Raw genomic sequence first — 21,381 nt, 5'->3', positions numbered from 1 at the left:
ATGTTTGATTTTGATTGACCATTGACTTTCAAAATCGGCCGCAAAGATAAGCCTTCGGGGCTTAGCAGCGAAACCTGTGAAAATATGAATTTGACTGCTTTGTCATTATCTGCAATCTTCTCCCGATATTTATCGGGACGAAAATCTAAAATTGTTCTATGGCTTTAAGCAGAATCTGGAGTGCGTTCATTCTTATTGCAATTACGGTAGCCTTATTCAAATATCTCCCTTCCGATGGCGAAAAGCAGATATTTTCCTCCATGATCATTGGCAAAAGCGGTGATTCACTTGCTGTCGGGAAAATGAATCCATCCATTGTTTCTCCAGCCATTCTGCAAGGTTTAGATACTGCTTCCCGGGTTACCGAAAATAAACTCACCTATAAAAAAGAGGGCACTGAGGTTGTTGCAGTGCGGGCGCAAAATGCCAATGGTGTTATTGAAACCTGTAAAGACGCAGTTACAATTTGTATTGGTTTGATTGGCATTATGGCACTATTCATGGGTTTCATGAGCATCGCCGAAAAAGCAGGTGGCATTAATTTATTATCACGCATTATCGGTCCTTTCTTCTCCCGCATTTTTCCCGAAGTGCCGAAAGGTCATCCGGCGTTTGGGCACATGATGATGAACTTCAGCGCTAATCTTTTAAACCTTGATAATGCTGCAACACCATTCGGTTTAAAAGCAATGGATAGTTTGCAGGAACTTAATCCCAGCAAAACAACCGCCAGCAATGCACAACTAATGTTTTTGTGTTTGCATGCTTCTGGTTTAACTTTAATTCCAGTAACGATCATTGCTGCACGTGCATCATTAAAAGCCAGCAACCCAACCGATATTTTTGTGCCTTGCATGGTGGCAACATTTGCAGCTACCATGGCGGCAATGTTCATTGTTTCGTTCAAACAAAAGATCAATGTTTTTCAACCTGTGATTCTTGCATGGGTATTAGGTATCTCCGCCATCATTGCAGCTTTGGTGCTTTATCTAGTCCGTTTAGATGCTGATGGTGTACAATCTTTTTCAAGTGTATTGAGCAATGGGTTAATTCTGTTTATTTTCCTGGCCATTGTGCTGGGTGCATTGTATAAAAAAATAAATGTGTTTGATGCATTTATTGAAGGTGCCAAAGGGGGATTTGAAACTGCTGTGCGCATCATTCCTTACCTGGTTGGAATGTTAGTGGCCATTAGCCTCCTTCGAACAAGTGGTACGTTTGATGTGGTGATCAATGGTATGAAATCAATATTTATGTGGATGGGTGCCGATACACGTTTTGTGGATGGATTGCCAACTGCTCTTATTAAACCTTTAAGCGGTAGCGGTGCAAGAGGGATGATGATCGACACCATGAAAACATTTGGCCCCGATTCATTTGCCGGTCGTTTATCATCGGTATTACAAGGTTCAAGCGACACCACTTTTTATGTGATTGCAGTTTACTTCGGAGCGGTAGGTATCAAGAATACCCGGTACGCAGTGGGAGCTATGTTACTGGCCGATCTTGTGGGTATCGTCACTTCCATCTTGTTAGCTTATTTGTTTTTTGGATCATCATTGTAATAGATAGTTAGTAATGGATTTCAAAAAACCATTAACCGTTAAACGGTGAGAGGTACGAATAAATGCTTCTTTAAAGGAACATCTATTGACTATTCACCACTCACCATTCACTATTTTTAAAGCAAAATGTTAATCATATAAAATTTACAGCATCGGTAAAAAGGAGATAAGTGCAAACTCTATCTTCGCAGCCATCAATTGTTTTCCATGAGAAAAGGAATCGTTTTTATTCTCTCTTTATTTCTACTTATTTCTGCGCAATCGCAAACTCCGCAAACAATGAACACTGCGGAGATTTTGTTGTCTCTTAAAAAACTCAAAGTGGTTGGCAGTGTACTGTATGTTGCTGCGCATCCTGATGACGAGAATACAAGACTACTGGCTTATTTCAGCAAAGAGCGTTTATACCGTACCGGTTATTTAAGTATGACGAGAGGCGATGGCGGACAAAATCTTATTGGCGATGAGCAGGGAATTGAGTTGGGATTGATTCGAACTCAGGAGTTATTGGCGGCCCGACGAATAGATGGGGCTGAACAATTCTTCACCCGTGCATATGATTTTGGTTTTTCAAAAACAACCGAAGAAGCATTAAGTATTTGGGATAAAGAAAAAATATTGAGCGATGTGGTGTGGGTCATCCGTAAATTTCAACCTGATGTCATCATCACCCGATTTCCACCAGATAACAGGGCGGGCCATGGTCATCATTCAGCTTCGGCTGTGCTTGCCCGTGAGGCTTTTGATGCAGCAGCTGATCCTAACCGTTTTCCTGAACAATTCAAATTTGGCGTGAAACCTTGGAAAACAAAACGCCTATTCTGGAATACGTTCAACTTTGGTGGAAACAATACTACATCAAACGATCAGTTGAAATTAGATGCCGGCGTTTTCAATCCTTTATTGGGTAAAAGTTACGGCGAAATTGCCAGCGAAAGCAGGAGTATGCACAAGAGCCAGGGTTTTGGTGTACCCAGTCAGCGTGGCCCTGCAACAGAATTCTTTTCATTTACTGCGGGTGAACCAGCAAAGGACGATGTTGCAGAAGGCATTGTAACAGACTGGAGCAGGTTCGAAGGCGGAGTGCTTATTAATAAAATGATCGATGAAATTGTGGCGACCTATTCCTTGCAAAATCCATCAGCATCGGTTAAGCCACTCGTTGATTTGTACAAAGCAATTGAAAAAATTAATGATGGTGACTGGAAAATAAAAAAGCTCAGCGAAATAAAAGCGTTGATTGAAGCATGTGCAGGTTTATGGATGGAAGCAAGCACCAACCAGGAATATATTGTAACCGGCGACAGTTTACGTGTAAACTTTAACGTGATAAACCGTACAGCAGTTCCCGTATTATTAAAACGTGTAATGCTCGACAGCAGTTCGTTAGTTGCCAGTCGTGATAGTTTAAAAAAATTAAGTTGGTACGAAGAAGCGTTGAAAAAGGAAATGATTGAACAACCTTACTTTGTTGATTCAACACTTGATAAACAACTTTCTCCAAATCAAAATATCAATTTTGGCCGACGCATTTTGATCAAGCGACAAGTAACCGAACCATACTGGATTGCAAAACCAATGAGCACCGGAAGTTTTACGGTGGATGATCAGCGAAGAATCGGTTTGGCTGAGAATGGTCCTTCGTATGCCGCTGTTTTCCATATCTCCGTTTACGGAACTGATTTTTCATTTACTAAGCCTGTAATGTATAAACATACCGATCCTGTGAAAGGGGAGTTGTATGAAAAATTAATTGTGTATCCTCCGGCGTTGATCAAGGCTGCTAATTCACTGTTGTTATTTAAGGATACTGCAGCAAAACAGATCAGCTTTTCATTTGTGCCACAAGCAACAATTAAAACAAAAGGAACGGTGTCAATCAATGGTGCGAATGGTTGGAACATAAATCCGGATAACGGACAATTTGAATTTGTAAAGGGAAGTGACTATCATTTAACTGCGAAGGTGAAACCGCAGAAATTCAGCAACGGATTATCAGGCTTTGTTCAGCCTAATTATTCATCAGGAGTTTCATTCATCAATAAACAACGTGTACGTAAAATTCAATATGATCATATTCCAGTAATCACTTATTTCCCCGATGCTGTTACTAAAGTGGTAACAGTAGATGCAAAGATTGCTGGAAAGAAGATAGGGTATATTAACGGAGCGGGTGATTTTCTCCCATACAGTTTGCAGCAGTTAGGATACATAGTAGAAATTCTTTCAGAAGATATGGTAACCTATGCTAACCTAAAACAATACGATGCCGTTGTAACAGGTATTCGTGCCTACAATGTTCATGAATGGTTGAGCAATGCTTACGATGAATTGATGCAATATGTAAAAGAAGGCGGTGTGTTGCTGGTGCAGTATAACACTAGTAACCAGTTAGGACAGTTGCGTTCAAAAATGGCCCCGTATCCATTTGTTATTTCAAGAAATCGGGTGACCGAAGAAAATGCCAAAGTAAATTTCCTCGCACCTGGTCATGTTGTCCTGAACTATCCAAATAAAATTACCGAAAAAGATTTTGAAGGTTGGGTGCAGGAGCGTAGCGTTTACGAAGCAGATAATATTGATGCAAAATATGTTTCTTTACTCGGAATGAATGATGCAGGTGAACCTCAACGGAACGGAAGCCTCATTGTTGCTGATTATGGTAAAGGTCGTTTTGTATATAGTGCTGTTGCATTTTTCCGTCAGCTTCCGGCAGGCGTACCGGGTGCTTACAGGTTAATTGCTAATTTGCTGGCAAAGCCAAAGAATTAATTGCAATAATTTTAAGTTGATAAGTGAAAGATATGAGTGCAAAGAAACAAGCGGGTATTGAACGAACATTGTTAGTGGGATTAGGACTGGGGCTCCTGATAGGCTTCATAAGCAAACGAATTGCTTATGGTTTGCTTTTGGGAATTGGTATTGCATTGTTCATGATGTATTACCTGCGGCCACGTAATGATGAAAATGAATCATAAATAAATCAATGAGCAAATTGCCCGATAAAAATGAATCACGTTGGAACGGCTGGTATATTGCCGTTGCTGCCACGTTGGTTATTCTCATCATCATCTTTTATTTTTTCACTCAACAGTTTGCATGAATTTTCAAATCGCCGATTGGATCGTTCTTATTGCTGCACTGCTGGGTGTAATAGTGTATGGCGTTTACCGGAGTCGTCATTCAAAAAACCTCGAAGGCTATTTTCTAAGTAACAGGCAAATGCCATGGTGGGTGATCTTGCTTAGCATCATGGGCACACAGGCAAGTGCCGTAACGTTTTTAACGGCACCAGGCCAGGCATACACGGATGGAATGCGATTTGTGCAATACTATTTTGGTTTGCCGCTGGCCATGATCGTTGTGTGTATTGTGTTTGTTCCCGTGTTTCATAAGTTGAAACTTTTTACTGCTTACGAGTTTTTAGAAAAAAGATTTGATCTAAAGACAAGAACATTTACCTCCTTTCTCTTTTTACTATCACGTGGATTAAGTACAGGCATCAGCATATTTGCACCATCGCTGGTGTTAAGCAGCATGTTGGGTTGGGATATTTATGCAACCAATATCGTAACCGGAGGTTTGTTGATCGTTTATACGGTTACTGGTGGGGCTAAAGCTGTTGCTTACACGCAACAGGTACAGTTTATTATTATTTATGCCGCCATGTTCATTGCAGGCTACTATGCAATCACATCATTACCAGAAGGATTAAATTTCACCGATGCATTGCATGTGGCAGGTAAAGCAGGAAAACTAAATGTTATAACAACTGGTGTTACAGAAGATGGTTTCGATTGGAAAGACCGCTATAATATCTGGAGTGGCGTTATTGGTGGTTTCTTTTTAGCATTGAGTTATTTTGGAACCGATCAGAGCCAGGTAGGGCGTTATCTCACGGCAAAGGATACACGTGAAAGCCGATTGGGATTACTGATGAATGGTTTGGTGAAAGTGCCGTTGCAATTTTTAATACTCATCATAGGTTGTTTACTTTTTGCATACTATTCATTTTTTAAAGCACCTGCTTTTTTTAATAAAACACAGGAAGCTGTTGTATTGAAGAGTACTTATGCCGGTGATTATAAGGCAGCGATGGATGTGTATGATCAGCTGCAGGATGAGAAAAAAACTGTAGCCCTTGCATTAACCAATGCAAGAAAGACCGACCAGCCGGAAGCCGTAAACCTGGCAAGAACCCAACTTCAGCAAATTGAAACAAAGGGTAAAGCCATAAGGAATGAAATGAAAAGCCTTATTAAAAAAGCTGATCCCAATGCCGATACAAACGATACCAATTATATTTTTCTTCGTTTCGTGGGCGATGTGTTGCCCACGGGTTTAGTTGGTTTGATCATCGCCATCATTTTCCTGGCAGCATGGGGAAGTATTGCTGCAGCATTAAATTCACTTGCTTCCTGCACGATGTGCGATTTTCACCAGAAATTTTCTAAGAAGCCATTGACAGAACGCCAGGAATATAACTGGAGCAAGATCTACACATTGCTCTGGGGCATCTTTTGCATGGTCATTGCCTTCTTTGCATATAACCTCGGTAACAGTTTAATTGAAGCGGTAAATATCCTTGGCAGTTGGTTCTATGGTACGATACTTGGTATCTTCCTCGTGGCTTTTTATTTGAAGAAAGTAAAAGGAAATGCGGTTTTTATTGCGGCAGTTATATCTGAAGTGATTGTTATAAGTGTTTACTACCTTGATATCATTTCCTTCCTTTGGCTAAATGTAATCGGCGCAGTGGCGGTAGTTGTGTTATCCATCATCATACAAACTTTAACAGGCAAAGAAAATGCCTGATTACTTAAATGACTTTATTTTTGCAGCATGAAGAATAAATTATTGATCGTGTCATCGGTTTTAATGTTCTCAATTTTAGGCAGCCGTTGCGGCGGTACAGATTGTTCAAGGATTGATTGTGGAAATCCGATTCTTCCCGGCTTTTCATTTCGTTTAGTTGGAGCAACAGGTAATGATCTTATTGGCGGCGTAAACAAACGGTACGACTCAGCCAAAGTAAAGATCCTTGCGAAGAGGGTGAGTAACGGAGCTGTTGAAAATGTGATGCGTTCATTCCAGGTTATTGCCGATACCAATTATATCACCGGCTTTGCTGTGAGTAAAGATTACTCAACTTATTATCTTTCGTTGAACAACACAGTAACCGATTCGTTGGTTTTTGGATATACTTCAAGACAAACCGATTGTTGCGATAAGAGTTTCTTTTCGCTTACCAAATTCAACACAGCCGATCTCACACCACCGTTAGCGCTGCCTTATAACAGTTATCCGATTTCAAAATAAAAATATTCAATCATAAAAAAAGCTCACAGCATGCTGTGAGCTTTTTTATTTATTGGCAAAAATCTGGTTATTTCAGATCCTTCTGCAATTTTTCGTTGAGGGCAACATAGTCATCATTCTTTGCTTCTTTTGCCAATTCGATTGACTTGTTAGACGCTGCAATTGCTTCTGATTTTTTACCAAGCTTAGCTAAAGTGCTTGCCTTTTGATAATATACCCAGAAAGCTTTAGGATTTTGCTCAATGGCTTTATCGTACCAAACAATTGCCTGGTTTAAATCTTTACCATTATTCGCATAGTAAGAAGCTGCAGCAAAATAAGGACGGCTATCGCTCTTCATAATTGTTTCGATCTGCTTCATTACTTTGCCATCAACATCAGAAGTAATTGGTAACGACACCAATGTTTTATCCCATGCCATCATCAACTCGCAGCCATTGTCTTTAATATTCTCGAAAGAAATACCAAACGTTTCAAAGCTCCATGGCAATTGCATTGGTTTAGCTTTTACACGTACCACATCCATATCCTGTTTGTAAGCAGCAGGAGAAGTTACGTCGGTTTGTTTGCTGATGATAATGGTCCATTCATTTGCAGAAGGGATTGACAATAACCCGTATTTACCTGCAGGAATTTTTGTGCCGCCAATGATTACTTCATCGGTAAAAGTCAAAGTAGTTGCGTTGTTGGCACCGGTACGCCATACTTTATCAAAAGGCACCAGGTCGCCGAATATCTTACGGCCTTTCATATTCGGACGGCTGTAAGAAAGTTCGATTGTTCCCAGTCCAAGTTCCTGTTTAACGGTTTGTGTGGTGGATGGTTGAGGCGTTTTTAATTGTTGAGCTTCTGTCATTACAAGTGTGCCCATGCAAAAGGCAATGAGAAGTAACTTTTTCATTTGTTGATTTTTTATTGTTTTCCGTTATATGTTTCGCCCGATTTTTCAGCAGTTATTAGGCAGAGAAAAGGCATGGCTCTTTTGCATATAACAATCGTAAATAGGAGGCAAAGGTAGGGAGTTGGACGAAAGGCCAAAGAAGTATTGATGAATTGCTGAAATCAAAATTGAACGGTAAATCGTGCCCTTTCTTTTTTACCGCTTTTCGATTTCCATTTGGGCCCTTCTTTAACAACACGAATGGCTTCTGTGTTACAGGTGCTGCAATTAGAACGTTCTACTTTTACATTGGCAATAGTGCCATCGGGGTTAACATCGAAGGAAAGTTCCACTTCTTTTTGTAAGGCTGTTTCACGTAGCCTCCGTTTATCATTTATGCCGGGTGTGCGGAGATTATTAAGAACATACGTGGAGTATTTATCCCAGCCATCGGCGGGTTCGCTTTCCATTTCTGTTACTTCTTCTTTCATCATGGAATTACGGTTACGATTACGCTCAAACAATTGCTCACGGGTTTGGTTGCCTGCAGTAACAGCTTCATCTTTTAATACAATTGTTTGCTGCTGGTTATTTCTCAGCAATACATTAGCGTTACTGTAGCCAACCGACCTTGTTTCAATGGAAATAACCGAATCAGCAGCTATCATGGTGAAATTTCCTTTAGCATCAGCGTAAGTTCCAACCCTGCTTTTTACTTCTGTAATATTTGCGAAGGGTAGAGGATTGTTATTTTCATCAACAACTACACCTGTAAACCTGTTAAGGATCAAGTTTGATTTTGTTTTTGCTTCAGAGCGCCCCATGTCATAATTTAAAGCCTCACTTTTCTTTTCAAGTTTAGCCGGTTTTGCAGAAGAGGGAGCGATCACAACTTCATTCAAAGGTGGTGGAGCTGCAGTAGTTGCTGTTTCTGTTTTTGCATTATCACTTTCATTGGCTGTTACAGGAGCATCGTCTTTTAGTTTTATACTTTCTTTCTTTGTTGAAACTTTCGGTGCCGCAGGAATCTTTTCTTCGGTTTTTATTTCATTAATAGCAACAGTAGTTGAATCAACAATAGTTTCTTTAATGGCAGCGATGGTATCTGTTGCTTTTTGCGTGTTCACCGCCACTATTTCGTCAGACGATGTTTGTTGCTGATAACGATAAAACAGTACTGCCGTCAATACAATAATAATTCCCGCTGCCACACTTATCCACGGACGAAAGAAGCCCGTGATCACCTTGCCATTTTCTTTTTTAGTGTTGAGTTTTGTTTTTAACTCAATAAGGTCAGCATCAATATCCCGTTTGCTTGCCACCGATTGATATCCATCAACCGCATCAGCCAGCATAGCATCATCCATCATGGCACGTTCAAAAGCATGCATCTCCGCAGCATTCATTTGCCGGTTGATGTAACGTTCAATATCGTGTGCGTTGTAGTTGATCATGTTTTGCTTGCTGCTATTAGCTATCAGCCTGCAGCTTTTTATCCATACAAAGTTTCAAATTTCTTCGTCCATTCTGTATATAACTTCTCACTTTATTCCATTCAATGCCGGTGTGCTCAGTAATCTCGTTATAACATTTTCCCTGCAGGTAAAACAAGTTAACACAGGTTTTTTGTTCTGCGGGCAGCTGTTCAAGGCATTTTTCCATGCTGTTGAGCTGTTCTTCCTTTTGCTCTACGGCATCTGGATGCATTAATTCGCCGCTTTGCATAAATGTTTCAGGAATTTCTACTGTGTGATGGCCTTTTTCTTTACGCAGTTGCATCAGGCAATGGTTGCGACTGAGCGTGTATAACCAGCTTTTGAAATTGCTTACCTCATGCTGTTTCAGTTTGCCGATCAATTCTTCGTAAATATTGATCACTGCATCCTTCGCAGCTTCTGGGTCTTTAAGATATTTCAGGCAAATACCATAGATGAGGTCCATGTAACGCTGGTAAAGATTACTGAGCACATTCAAATCAGCATTTGCCCGGTACAGTTGTACCAGCTCTGCGTCAGTTAATGTGGTTTCATCTTTTGCCTTTATAAATGCCAAGCCAACAGGTTGAGGCGGGAAGTTAGGTAAAAATATTTTTTGGAATTGTTGTGTAATTCTAAAAATGGTTGCATCCTGTTTGTAATTGAAACATTTTTAGAGTTAATCACTAAACCAAAACTGCTATGAAAGAAAAATTATACCTCAGTATTGCCGATCCTTGTCACGAAGACTGGAATAAGATGACAGCTGTTGAACAGGGGCGTTTTTGTTCTTCCTGCCAGAAAAAAGTTGTTGATTTTACCAATCAAACTGATGAAGATATCATTTCCTTTTTTAATAATTACAATGGCAGTGCTTGCGGTCGTTTTAATGACGATCAACTCAACAGACCCATTCAGCAAATAGAATTGAAACCTGCTTCTTCATTTTTGAAATACGCTGCAGGTTTGTTGTTACCTGTTTCATTGTTTGCAACAAAAGCCAAGGGGCAGTTTAAAGGGCAAGTGCCGAACCAGGCAAATAAGACAGTTTGTAGGCCATCTTCAGTAACAGGCAAGGAACAAGTTATAGTACTTGGCGGTTACAGTACTTCAAGGCAGCAAAAAACTTTATTTGTATCCGGAAGCGTAATTGATGAAACAACAAAAGAACCATTGGCGGGCGTTTCAATCATGATCAAGGGAACAAACCAGGGAGTGGTTACAGATGAAAAGGGAGTTTATTCAATTTATCTTCCTTCAAAGAAATCGGAACTGCAATTCAGCAGTATTGGTTATGAAATGAAGGAAATAAAAGGTAATGCATTCGACAAGAATAACAATTTAATGGTGAAAATGAAAACCGTTTCCACAGAGTTGTTTGGTGAAATAATAGTCACCGGTTACCAATCTATACGAAAAGGTGGAATTGGAGGTGCAATTTCAATTCGAAGTACAAGAAGTCAAACAATTTCGTTTCTCGATTCATTACTTCCCACCAAAATAAAAATTTATCCTAACCCCGTTGCTCCATCAGGAACCATCAACATTTCATTTCCAAATGTAAAACCAGGTATTTATCAATTACGATTGTTGAATGCTGCCGGACAACTGTTTTATAGTTTTCAAAAACAGATTAATGGAAAAAATGAAACGCAGCAAATACATTTAAACGACAAAATACTGCCCGGTATGTACATCTTGCAGGTAATGGATGATCAAAGGAAACTTATCCAAAGCAGTAAAATAGTTGTGCAATAAATGCCAATGGAAGTACACCTATGAACGGCCGTTTTGGGCGGCCTTCTTTGTTATCCACAAAAAATGAGTTTGGTTTAATATTTGCTTTTCTGATGATAATTTCCCGAGAATCCTTTTTGTAAAGTCGTTTTACGCCGGAACGATCTGTAGCAATGAAACTTACATAAAGGAAAAGCTATGAATACTTTGTTTGTGATACCGGGAGCAATCTCCTCCCTGCATTCTTTTGAATTATTTTTAATTATTGTTGCTTCACTTGCTCTGGGCTACATTGGTAAACAGATGTTTGATAAATACCGGTTAAGATCCGCTCCAGATGCAACAGAGGCATTGCAGCATAAGCTCGATACACTTCAAAATAAATTCAGTTCAGAAATATTAAGGAAGGAAGAAGCAGAACTACTGTTGCATGATGAATTAAAAGCAGCGGAAAAAAGGCATATGGAATTACAGGTGCAGTATGCAAAAGCACTCACACATATTGAACAATTAAGGCAAGGTAAAGAATGGGATACGGATGATATGGAAACTGAAGCCAGTCACCAAATACTTCAAAACCTGCAGGATAAAATAACAAGGCAGGAGCGTAGCTTACTTGACCTTGAACAACAGTTACGCAATACAGAAAAGGAGAAGCTTCGTGTAAATGAAGCATTTGAAGAATTGAAAGAAAACAATAGTTCAAAGCAATTGCTGGCAGAGCAATTTGAGCAAGACAAAATAAGATATGAAGATCAATTGAAGGAGCAACTTGCAGAAGCTGAACGTTTAAAATTACAGTTTGATGCAGAGCTTTCTGAAGCGAGATTACAGGTTGAGAAATTGCAGCAGCAAGTAGTGATTGCTGAATCAACAGAACGAGAACAACTGTTGGAAGATGAAATAAAACAATTAAAAGAGCAATTGAATAATGTTGAAACTTCCAGAACAATTAATGAAGATATACTCGAGCAAAAAGCAGGTATTACGGCAACACGAATACATGCTAGCCAAGTGGCAGAAAAGGTTGAAGAGTTCAGGGATCACTTAACAGCTATTCTTCGTGACACTTATTCGTATGAACAGTTGCTTGCAAGCAATGAACGCCTGAATGAAAATATTACCAGGTTGCAAACGGAAAAGCGAATGGCTGAAGAAGAAATTATAGAATTGCAACAGGTTGCTAAGGAAAAACTACGACTAGAAGAACAGGTTGAAATAGTGAATACTTCTTTAGAACAGAAAAAATCGGCATGGAAAGAAAAGCTGCAGGAATTTGAATATTCCCTGGCACAACTAAGCAAACAAGTGCAGGAAAAAGAACAGGCAATTGGGCAATTCATCAGGGAACGGGAGGAATTATGTCTGCAAATTGAAATGTTACAGCACAAGCTCGATGAACGTGAGCAACTCTCGAAAGAAATGATCCTTGCTATGAAAGACATTGAAACAAGATTTGCTCATTTTAATCATGCAACAAGAGAATCGGCCGTAGTAAATGGTGAAGGCGAAATGCAATACCAATAAAAAATCCTCTGACATCACTTTCATTTAAATATGTTGTTATTCAATACCGCTGAAATTTCAAAAGAGCTGCAAGAAAAGTTAGGAGAAGACGTAATCAGTTTAGCATCCCTGCCGGCAGCAGACAGGGATGCATTTATTGTTCAACCTCTTTATCAGCCACAGGTTTTCAACTTTCTTTTTTACGAAAAAAAATGGCGCTTCGACAGGCTACATGATATGGTGCTCCTTTTTGAGCCTGGAAATATTTTCCATACCTACAGCATGCAGTTTCAACTGGGTAGCCGCTATTATTCAAACCGGTTGGATATTTCTGTTCCGTTCAATTTGCATAACAGCAAACTTCATTCTGTTAAACAATTGTACAGTAATGCAGCTAAGCTTGAAAAATTAATGGAAGATATACATGCCGTGAAGTTTCAATATCGTTCAACAGTTGTTCAACGTATGAAGGAGCAAGTCAAGAGTTTACTTTTCTTTTTCCCGGTATAAGCAGCAAAGAGTTATTTATTTTTCTCCTGGCTGATGATGCTCAGCAGTCCTTTTACAGGTTTGTCGAGCGATAGTTCCCAAAACATAATACCGCCCAGCTTTTGTTGTTTAACATAGTTCACTTTTTCCGCAATGGAAACCTCATCATCAAAAGTAGCATATGTGTTTGTGCGTTTATTGTAAGCATAAGGAGCTTTCGCAATGCTATCTCTGTAAAAGACAAATCCACTGTCTTTACTTAATCGTTGATCGAACTGGTTGTAAGAAATAAAGTGTTTAAAGTTTCCCTGCTGGTACAAACCATTGTTGACGTCTCTTACATTCTCCCAGGTACGGGCATAAAAAGCTGCACCGATAATTATTTTTTCTAAAGGGAAATTTATGGATTTAAAATAGTTGATGGCATTGTCAGCCGATTGTTTTTGCGTTGAGTTGGAATAAAGCGGTGTGTGATGACCGGTAACAGTGCTGAAGCCACTTACAAGATCATAGCTCATGAGGTTTACAAAATCGATCACCGGCTTTACAGCTTTCCAATCGATTGATTCCTGTAAAAATTTATCAAAGCCGCCTGCTGCAAAACTAATGATAGCTTTTTTGCCTAACGCTTTTCGAAGCGCTTGCACAAGCAATGTGAAATTTTCCTTGTCTTCTTTTTTATAAGTATGGCCTGGATGGCCTTCAATAGCCGGGTACTCCCAGTCAAGGTCAATACCATCTGCCTCAAAAAAATCAAGCAATTCTTTTGTTGATGCTGCGAATTCATTCCTTCCTTCAGTTGTTGAAAATACCTCCGAGCAAGGTGCACAGCCTCCCCAGCCACCAAGCGATAATAATACTTTCAATTTAGGATTGCGTTGTTTCAACGATACCAACTTTTGAATTCTACCTGTGTCTCTTGCATTACTAATGTGCAGGCGGTTCCCTTTCAAATGACCAAAGGAAAAAATGATCTGCGTAATATCTAGCACCATGTACTTATCAATGCCTTCGCTGCTGCCGGAGTAATAAGCAATTACTTCTATGTTTGCAGCCTTTTGGTTTTGCGCAAAACAAAAAGTAAAAACAAAAAAGAAAGTGAAGCTGATGACAATACGTTGTATCATTTGATGAGATTATTTTTTTCCAAAACCAGGGTGATATTGTTCCAGCGTTTTGCGAAGATATTCCCTGTCGAGATGGGTATAAATTTCAGTAGTGGTAATACTTTCATGGCCCAGCATTTCCTGTACTGCCCGCAAATCGGCACCTCCTTCAACCAAATGTGTAGCAAATGAGTGACGGAATGTATGCGGCGAAATATTTTTGATAATGCCGGCTTTTTTTGCCAGCTCTTTAATAATGAGGAAAATCATTACCCTCGTCAACTCATCACCACGACGGTTAAGAAAAACAAAATCTTCTTTTCCTTTATTAGGTTGCACATGCACACGAATATCTTTTACATAGATCGTAATATATTTTATTGCGCTGCTGCCAATAGGCACCAATCGTTCTTTGTCGCCTTTGCCAATCACACGTATAAAACCAACATCAAGATATAGGTTCGACAATTTAAGATTCACCACTTCGCTGACACGTAAACCGCAACTATACATTGTTTCAAGAATAGCTTTGTTACGGCCACCTTCCGGTTTGCTCAGGTCGATCTGGTTGATGATGGCTTCAATTTCATCATAACTCAGTGTATCCGGTAAACTTCTTTTCAGCTTGGGCGTTTCCAATAAAGCTGTGGGATCGGTTGTGCTGATCTGCTCTATCAAACAATACTTATAAAATTGCCGAAGGCCCGAGATAATCCTTGCCTGGCTTCCCGCACTCATTCCCAGTTCGGCAATCCATTTTATAAACTGCTGCAGATCTTTTAGCAGCAGTTCAGAAGGATTTTTAAGATCACTGATGCTTTGCAGGTATTGCGTTAGCATTTCCACATCATGCAGGTACGCCTCCACAGAGTTTTCACTCAGCGAACGTTCGAGTTGCAGGTAAGCTTTAAATCCCTTTTTATATGGATCCCACATAATGTGTGTGTGATTGAAGTTTGGAAGATAAGAAGATTTTGAAGTTGGGACGATAAGAAGGCCGGAGGTTGTAAAGACCGTTCACCATTTGGATATTGTCTATTGCTTATTGTTCATTGTCCATTGCCAATTGCTCATTATATTCGCTGCTTAATAATTAATCCCTGTATGCAATCATCGAAGCCAATGCACCTTCCTTTCTTTAAGCGTTTAATGCAACAGAATCGCCGACGCTTTCGTTATTTTCTTACACGTTTGGAAACAGTGAAGCCAAAAGGAGTTGATAAGATAGCCAAGGAAGTAGATCAGCAAGTGTGGGCTGAAACAGATTGCCTTGCATGTGCTAATTGCTGCAAGACAATGACACCTACTTTCACCAAGCAGGATATCAAACGCATCTCTGCACATTTCGATCAAACGCCTGAAGAGTTTACGGCGAAGTGGTTGTATAAAGAACGCAGCACGGGTGATATGATGAATAAAAAACAACCTTGTCAGTTCCTCAATCTAAAAGACAATAAGTGCTCTATTTACGAGATACGTCCTGTTGATTGTGCAACTTTTCCTCATCATACTAAAAAGAACTTTACAGAGTGGGTGCATGTTTACAAACAGAATGTGGAATATTGCCCTGCTACTTATAAGTTGGTAGAAAAGATGATGGAGAGAGTAGGGAAGATATAAGTTCAAAATTTACTTGGTAAACATACTAAAGCTATCAGCTCGTTGCTGGTAGCTTTCTTTTTTCATAAACCATCACCTCGTCGCTATCGTGCACTATTGTTCCTGTGAATGTAAAACCACATTTCAATAACACTTTCTGTGAACCAATATTTTCAGCAACAGTTAGTGCATGAACACTTTCATGGGGAATTGTGCTGAATACATAATCAAATGATGCCTTCACCAGTTCTGTTGCCAGTCCTTTTCCATGAAATGGTTTCAGCAGCGCATAACCAAGGTGAATGTTCTCTGTATTGGTGATGGATAATAAAGAAAATGAACCAGCGAAACTGTTGTCATCTTTTGTAAACACTGCAAAACGACCAAGGCCCGGATGCGTGGAATAAAATTTTAAATTCTCTTCAAGAAACAAATCGCTTTCTGCTTTGCTCTTCGGTTCCCGTATGTACTGCATAATCTCTGCATCGCCATTTAAGGCAAAGAAAATAGCAGCATCATCCTTTGTGTAAGGTTGTACGTATAAGCGTTCTGATTCGAAGAGTTTCATGATATGTATTTCGTCGGCACTGCCCTTAGGCCGTCAGACGTAAATTGGAACACGATAATAATTATTGGTCTGACGGTTTGCAACCGTACCGACCAATGTTCATCTACTAACTTTCAGCTCACTTCGCACTTTCGACTTTGTACTTCACCTTATCCTTCCTTATGTATTTCACTGGTAAAGTGAAACTCAATATCAGGATTATTTTGTCGTTCAGTATTTAAGAACCATTCGCTTTGTGCGAGGTAAACCAAATGCCCGTCTTTATCTGCTGCAATATTATTTGTTTTGAAGCGGGTGAAATCATCAAGCTTTTTTTGATCCTTACTTGTGATCCAGCAAGCTTTGTAGTAAGGCAAAGCCCTGAACTCAGCACTGGCGCCATATTCCTGCAACAAACGATATTGAATAACTTCAAACTGTAGTTCACCAACACAACCAATGATCTTTTTGTTACCGCCAAATTGTGTGAACAACTGTGCAACACCTTCGTCCGTCAATTGCATCAAACCTTTTTCCAGTTGCTTGGTCTTCATCGGATCTTTGTTGATCACTTCTTTAAACAATTCAGGAGAGAACGAAGGAATACCGGTAAAGTAAAAATCTTCGCCTTCAGTTAATGTATCACCAATTTTAAAATTGCCTGTATCAAACAAACCAACAACATCACCCGGATAAGCTTCTTCAATTACATCTTTCTGCCGTGCCATGAACGAATAAGGATTGCTGAAACGCACATCCTTATCTAAACGAACATGGTGGAAATATTTGTTACGTTCAAACTTGCCACTGCATACACGAAGGAAAGCGATACGATCACGATGCTTCGGATCAAGGTTAGCATGTATCTTAAAAATGAATCCGCTGAATTTGTCTTCCTGCACATCGAGATGACGTGTTGAAGTTTCACGGCTTTGCGGTAAAGGTGCAATGCGAATGAATGTATCAAGCATTTCCTTCACACCAAAATTATTAACGGCACTTCCAAAGAACACCGGCGCTACTTTTCCTTTAAGGTATTCAGTTCTGTCAAGATCGCCATATACGCCTTCAACAAGTTCTGCGTCTTCACGTAAAATTTTGGCATCAATGTCACCGATTTTTTCATCCAATACAGAAGCTGAAAGATCTTTGATCTCTACCACATCTTCATCACTTGCTTTTGTATTAGGTGTAAACAGTACCAATGATTTTTTATCGAGATCATACACGCCTTTAAAATCTTTTCCGCTGTTGATGGGCCATGTCATTGGATGCAAGTGCAGGTTCAATTCTTTCTCCACTTCTTCCAGCAAATCAAAACGGTTTTTACCATCACGATCCATCTTGTTGATGAATACAATCACAGGTGTATCACGCATGCGGCAAACTTCCATCAACCTTCTTGTTTGATCTTCCACACCGTTCACACTGTCAATTACAAGAATAACACTGTCAACTGCTGTTAACGTGCGGTAAGTATCCTCGGCAAAATCTTTGTGACCGGGAGTATCAAGCAGGTTAATAAGAGTGCCGTTGTATTCAAAGGTCATCACCGATGTAGCAACCGAGATGCCACGCTGCCTTTCGATCTCCATAAAGTCACTCGTTGCGTGTTTCTTGATCTTGTTACTTTTTACGGCACCTGCCACCTGTATGGCACCACCAAACAACAGTAACTTTTCTGTAAGCGTTGTTTTACCCGCATCGGGGTGAGAGATGATGGCGAATGTGCGTCGGCGATTGATTTCGTTTGTAAATTTCATGTCGAAGTTCATGGTTCATAGTTCATGGATAATAGATTACAGGTGTCGAAAACCACTATGAACTATTAACTATGAACTATCGGCCTTTTTAAGCCCGCAAAGGTAAGCCGCCGGGCGCTTCCATTTGTAACAATTTTCTTTGTGCATCGACAAATCAGTATAAATTTGGGTATGCGTAAAACCTTCGAAATATTCTGGAACAGCCTCCTGTTTGCCACGCAGGAGTTAAGAAAGAACAAATTGCGTACTTTTTTAAGCCTGTTGGGTATTACGTTTGGTATTTTTTGCATCATCAGTGTAATGGCTACGGTGGGTAGTCTTGAGAGTAGTATTAAGAGCGAATTCAAAGCATTTGGTAACAATACTATTTATGTACAGAAATGGCCATGGGGCGGAGGTGGCGAGTATCCCTGGTGGAAATATGTGAACAGGCCCAATCCTAAATTCAAAGAAATGGCCCCCGTAAAACAGCGGATGTCTTTAGCCAGCAATGTTGCCTTCACTTATTTTAACGCTTCAGCAATTGATTATAAAGATGTTTCCCTTTCCAGTGTAAGCTGGTATGGTGTAACGGATGAATTTAACCAGATACAACCGGTTGAAATTGGATGGGGACGCTACCTTTCTGCAAACGAATTTGAATATGGCAGCGCAAGTTTAGTGATGGGCTTTAATGTGGCAGAAAAGATGTTTGATAAAGCTGAAAATGCGTTGGGTAAAGAAGTAGTGATCAAAGGTCGTAAAGTGAACGTGGTAGGTATTGTAAAAAAGCAGGGTCAAAACCTCCTGGGTGGCTGGGACTTCGATAACGTAATTATTATTCCTTACCGTTTTGCGAGCCAGGTGGGCAACGAAAGCCGTAGCGACGGTTTTATGATTGTAAAGGGCAGAGAAAATGTTCCAACGGATGATATGAAAAATGAATTGCGTGGTGTAATGCGTAGTGTTCGCAAACTTAACCCTAAACAGGAAGATAATTTTGCGTTGAATGATGTGAGCAGCGGTGCTACACAGATCACTTCTATTTTTAATGGTATGACTATTGGCGGAATTGCCATCACAATCCTTTCTTTTATCGTCGGCATTTTTGGTGTGGCGAATATTATGTTTGTAACAGTTCGTGAACGTACAAGCATTATTGGTTTAAAGAAAGCCATTGGTGCAAAACGAAGAACCATTCTTGCAGAGTTTTTAATGGAGAGCGCATTTCTTTGTGTGCTGGGTGGTATAATTGGTTTGGCGCTTGTATTTGGATTAACCTTTATTCTTTCAGCCGTATTTAAATTCAAAGTATTTATCTCAATTGGTTTGTTTATGGTGGCTGTAATAGTGTGTATTCTTACGGGAATACTGGCTGGTATCATCCCGGCGTTTATTGCTGCTAAAATGGATCCAGTGGTAGCCATAAGGAGTAAATAAAAAATGAGAAATGTAAAACGAAAAATTAAAAAGTTAACTGCCTTACTTTTACATTCATCATTATTCATTTTTAATTTTCATTCCTGTTTTGATCACAATTCTCGCAATCGAATCTTCCTGCGACGAAACATCAGCTTCCGTTTGCCGTGATGGAATAATTCTTTCCAATGTAATTGCAACACAGGCTGTGCATGAACAATATGGAGGCGTTGTGCCCGAACTGGCAAGTCGTGCACATATGCAAAACATTGTTCCGGTTATTGATGAAGCTTTGAAAAAATCAGGAGTAGAGAAAACTCATCTCAATGCCGTTGCATTTACGCAGGCGCCGGGCTTGATCGGTTCTTTATTGGTGGGTACCCAGTTTGCAAAATCACTTTCACTAGCATTAAATATTCCGTTGATTGCCGTGCATCATATGCAGGCGCATGTCTTGGCGAATTTAATTCCCGAGGAGAAACCTTCATTTCCTTTTTTGTGTTTGACAGTGAGTGGCGGGCATACTCAAATTGTTTTGTGCGAAAGTGCAACGCAAATGAAAGTGTTGGGTGAAACCATTGATGATGCCGCTGGTGAAGCATTTGATAAAACAGCAAAGTTGTTAGGACTCCCTTATCCAGGCGGACCACTGATCGATAAATATGCACAGCTGGGAAATCCCCATCGTTTTAAATTTCCTGAACCACAGATACCTGAACTGAATTTCAGTTTCAGCGGATTGAAAACTTCCATTCTTTATTTTTTACGCAATGCAGGAACAAGTCTTGTGTTTAAAGAAGAATTTTTGGCAAGCGAAGAAGAACAAAGGAAATTTATTGCTGATAACCTCAATGATATATGTGCATCCGTTCAGCAACGCATTGTGTCGATCTTGCTCAACAAGTTGAAGAAGGCATCAAAGCAAACAGGTATTAAAGAGATTTGTTTAGCAGGAGGCGTGAGTGCCAATAGTGGCTTGCGAAAAGCATTTACAGAAATGGGCGAGAAGTATCATTGGAAAACCTTTATTCCTTCGTTTGAATATTGTACCGATAATGCCGGAATGATTGCGATTACAGGTTATCATAAATACCTGGCAAATGATTTTGCCGAATTAAGTGTGCAACCAAGTGCAAGAGCGGAATGGTGAAAAGGTTTTAGCTGCCAGCTTTAAGCCCTAAGTTTTGAAATACTTATTATGGAAATTGTTTTTTTACTTGCAGCTTATCGCTAATAGCTTGAAGCTTTCTTTATGCCCAACAACTATTTTCAATTCAAACAATTTACAGTGCAGCAGGAAAAAGCTGCGTTGAAAGTGAGTACGGATAGTTGCTTGTTTGGAGCATGGATAGCTGACGAAGTTGAAAGGTTAAAAGCGAAAAGTGCGCTGGACATTGGTGCAGGCACGGGTCTTTTGTTGTTAATGCTTGCGCAAAAATCTTATGCATTGATCGATGGAATAGAAATTGATGAACCATCGTTTCACCAAGCGCATCAAAATATTGAAACTTCACCCTGGAAAAATCGGTTGCAGTTGTTTCATGCTGATGTAAAGCAATTCGGCTTTTCAAAAAAGTATGACCTTATCATTTCTAATCCGCCCTTCTATGAGGGCGATTTAAAATCGGGGGCTGCTAACAGAAATGTAGCGATGCATGATGAAGGATTGAAGCTGGATGAATTGGTTCAGGTGGTTGATTTGAATTTAACTGAAGATGGAAGTTTTGCAGTGCTCCTTCCGTATGTTCGTTCCGAACGAATGATTGAATTAGCAAACGATACTAATCTCCACTTGCAAAAGCATGTGCAGGTAACACAATCTGTTAAGCACCGTTATTTTCGTTCGCTGTTATTATTTAGCCGAATGAAAACCGAACCAGTGGTTGAATCAATGGCCATCAAAGATGAAAACAATCAATACACAAATGAGTTTGTCAGTCTTTTAAAAGATTACTATTTGTATTTATAACCGCCCTCTGGGTTTGCAACTGGTGACG

The 21,381-nt window shown here is 39.8% G+C and carries 19 protein-coding genes; 12 read left to right on the top strand and 7 right to left on the bottom strand.

Translation table 11 applies throughout. The features are described from left to right. The first annotated feature begins 158 nt into the window (after positions 1 to 158). The 5 genes from ACO1QW_RS04630 to ACO1QW_RS04610 all read left to right on the top strand — a co-directional run bounded on the left by ACO1QW_RS04630 (position 159) and on the right by ACO1QW_RS04610 (position 6,884). Positions 159 to 1,565 (top strand): nucleoside recognition domain-containing protein, encoded by a 1,407-nt coding sequence (locus ACO1QW_RS04630; RefSeq protein ID WP_486256138.1) that lies wholly within the window; start codon positions 159 to 161, stop codon positions 1,563 to 1,565. 207 nt (positions 1,566 to 1,772) lie between these two features. After that, positions 1,773 to 4,337, top strand: coding sequence for a PIG-L family deacetylase (locus ACO1QW_RS04625; protein WP_486256136.1), 2,565 nt, complete (start codon positions 1,773 to 1,775; stop codon positions 4,335 to 4,337). A 32-nt stretch (positions 4,338 to 4,369) separates the two neighbouring features. After that, positions 4,370 to 4,543, top strand: a complete 174-nt coding sequence (locus ACO1QW_RS04620) for a hypothetical protein (RefSeq protein ID WP_486256134.1) — start codon at positions 4,370 to 4,372, stop codon at positions 4,541 to 4,543. A gap of 121 nt (positions 4,544 to 4,664) precedes the next feature. Further along, the gene (locus ACO1QW_RS04615; RefSeq protein ID WP_486256132.1) at positions 4,665 to 6,380 is read left to right on the top strand and encodes a sodium:solute symporter family protein; all 1,716 of its coding nucleotides are present in this window, start codon (positions 4,665 to 4,667) and stop codon (positions 6,378 to 6,380) included. Positions 6,381 to 6,407: 27 nt separating this feature from the next. Beyond that, positions 6,408 to 6,884 (top strand): hypothetical protein, encoded by a 477-nt coding sequence (locus ACO1QW_RS04610; protein WP_486256130.1) that lies wholly within the window; start codon positions 6,408 to 6,410, stop codon positions 6,882 to 6,884. A 67-nt stretch (positions 6,885 to 6,951) separates the two neighbouring features. Here ACO1QW_RS04610 and ACO1QW_RS04605 read toward each other — a convergent pair whose 3' ends face one another. From ACO1QW_RS04605 to ACO1QW_RS04595, 3 genes are all read right to left on the bottom strand, one after another. Beyond that, positions 6,952 to 7,785, bottom strand: a complete 834-nt coding sequence (locus tag ACO1QW_RS04605; RefSeq protein WP_486256128.1) for a DUF2911 domain-containing protein — start codon at positions 7,783 to 7,785, stop codon at positions 6,952 to 6,954. A 161-nt stretch (positions 7,786 to 7,946) separates the two neighbouring features. Then, positions 7,947 to 9,218, bottom strand: coding sequence for a carboxypeptidase-like regulatory domain-containing protein (locus ACO1QW_RS04600; RefSeq protein ID WP_486256126.1), 1,272 nt, complete (start codon positions 9,216 to 9,218; stop codon positions 7,947 to 7,949). A 16-nt stretch (positions 9,219 to 9,234) separates the two neighbouring features. Next, a complete protein-coding gene (locus ACO1QW_RS04595; protein WP_486256124.1) occupies positions 9,235 to 9,816 on the bottom strand; it encodes an RNA polymerase sigma factor in 582 nt (193 codons plus the stop codon). 125 nt (positions 9,817 to 9,941) lie between these two features. On the opposite strand from ACO1QW_RS04595, the gene ACO1QW_RS04590 reads away from it, so the two are divergent. The 3 genes from ACO1QW_RS04590 (at position 9,942) to ACO1QW_RS04580 (ending at position 12,992) form a co-directional block, all read left to right on the top strand. After that, positions 9,942 to 10,997, top strand: a complete 1,056-nt coding sequence (locus tag ACO1QW_RS04590; RefSeq protein WP_486256122.1) for a carboxypeptidase-like regulatory domain-containing protein — start codon at positions 9,942 to 9,944, stop codon at positions 10,995 to 10,997. 177 nt (positions 10,998 to 11,174) lie between these two features. After that, entirely contained in the window at positions 11,175 to 12,503 is a 1,329-nt protein-coding gene (locus ACO1QW_RS04585) for a hypothetical protein (protein ID WP_486256120.1), read from the top strand. Between the two features lie 30 nt (positions 12,504 to 12,533). Further along, positions 12,534 to 12,992, top strand: a complete 459-nt coding sequence (locus ACO1QW_RS04580; RefSeq protein WP_486256118.1) for a hypothetical protein — start codon at positions 12,534 to 12,536, stop codon at positions 12,990 to 12,992. An 11-nt stretch (positions 12,993 to 13,003) separates the two neighbouring features. On the opposite strand, the gene ACO1QW_RS04575 is transcribed toward ACO1QW_RS04580, so the two are convergent. Both ACO1QW_RS04575 and xerD read right to left on the bottom strand, forming a co-directional pair. Beyond that, positions 13,004 to 14,098 (bottom strand): glycoside hydrolase family 18 protein, encoded by a 1,095-nt coding sequence (locus ACO1QW_RS04575; protein WP_486256116.1) that lies wholly within the window; start codon positions 14,096 to 14,098, stop codon positions 13,004 to 13,006. 9 nt (positions 14,099 to 14,107) lie between these two features. Next, entirely contained in the window at positions 14,108 to 15,013 is a 906-nt protein-coding gene (gene xerD, locus ACO1QW_RS04570) for a site-specific tyrosine recombinase XerD (RefSeq protein ID WP_486256114.1), read from the bottom strand. 168 nt (positions 15,014 to 15,181) lie between these two features. On the opposite strand from xerD, the gene ACO1QW_RS04565 reads away from it, so the two are divergent. Beyond that, positions 15,182 to 15,697: a YkgJ family cysteine cluster protein gene (locus ACO1QW_RS04565; RefSeq protein WP_486256112.1), complete on the top strand. Its 516-nt coding sequence runs from the start codon at positions 15,182 to 15,184 to the stop codon at positions 15,695 to 15,697. Between the two features lie 34 nt (positions 15,698 to 15,731). Here ACO1QW_RS04565 and ACO1QW_RS04560 read toward each other — a convergent pair whose 3' ends face one another. Together ACO1QW_RS04560 and ACO1QW_RS04555 are read right to left on the bottom strand one after the other, a co-directional pair. After that, positions 15,732 to 16,244, bottom strand: coding sequence for a GNAT family N-acetyltransferase (locus tag ACO1QW_RS04560; protein WP_486256110.1), 513 nt, complete (start codon positions 16,242 to 16,244; stop codon positions 15,732 to 15,734). 149 nt (positions 16,245 to 16,393) lie between these two features. Continuing rightward, positions 16,394 to 17,986, bottom strand: coding sequence for a peptide chain release factor 3 (locus tag ACO1QW_RS04555; RefSeq protein ID WP_486256108.1), 1,593 nt, complete (start codon positions 17,984 to 17,986; stop codon positions 16,394 to 16,396). A 171-nt stretch (positions 17,987 to 18,157) separates the two neighbouring features. Between ACO1QW_RS04555 and ACO1QW_RS04550 the strand changes: the two genes are divergently transcribed. The 3 genes from ACO1QW_RS04550 to ACO1QW_RS04540 all read left to right on the top strand — a co-directional run bounded on the left by ACO1QW_RS04550 (position 18,158) and on the right by ACO1QW_RS04540 (position 21,353). Beyond that, entirely contained in the window at positions 18,158 to 19,405 is a 1,248-nt protein-coding gene (locus tag ACO1QW_RS04550) for an ABC transporter permease (protein WP_486256106.1), read from the top strand. An 88-nt stretch (positions 19,406 to 19,493) separates the two neighbouring features. Further along, entirely contained in the window at positions 19,494 to 20,534 is a 1,041-nt protein-coding gene (gene tsaD, locus ACO1QW_RS04545; protein WP_486256104.1) for a tRNA (adenosine(37)-N6)-threonylcarbamoyltransferase complex transferase subunit TsaD, read from the top strand. A 102-nt stretch (positions 20,535 to 20,636) separates the two neighbouring features. Further along, positions 20,637 to 21,353, top strand: coding sequence for a tRNA1(Val) (adenine(37)-N6)-methyltransferase (locus ACO1QW_RS04540; RefSeq protein WP_486256103.1), 717 nt, complete (start codon positions 20,637 to 20,639; stop codon positions 21,351 to 21,353). The last annotated feature ends 28 nt before the right edge of the window (positions 21,354 to 21,381 follow it).

The sequence above is a fragment of the Lacibacter sp. genome, assembly GCF_057361365.1.
The sequence above is the reverse complement of the archived record's forward strand: the minus strand, read 5'-3'. Positions and strand labels throughout refer to the sequence as shown.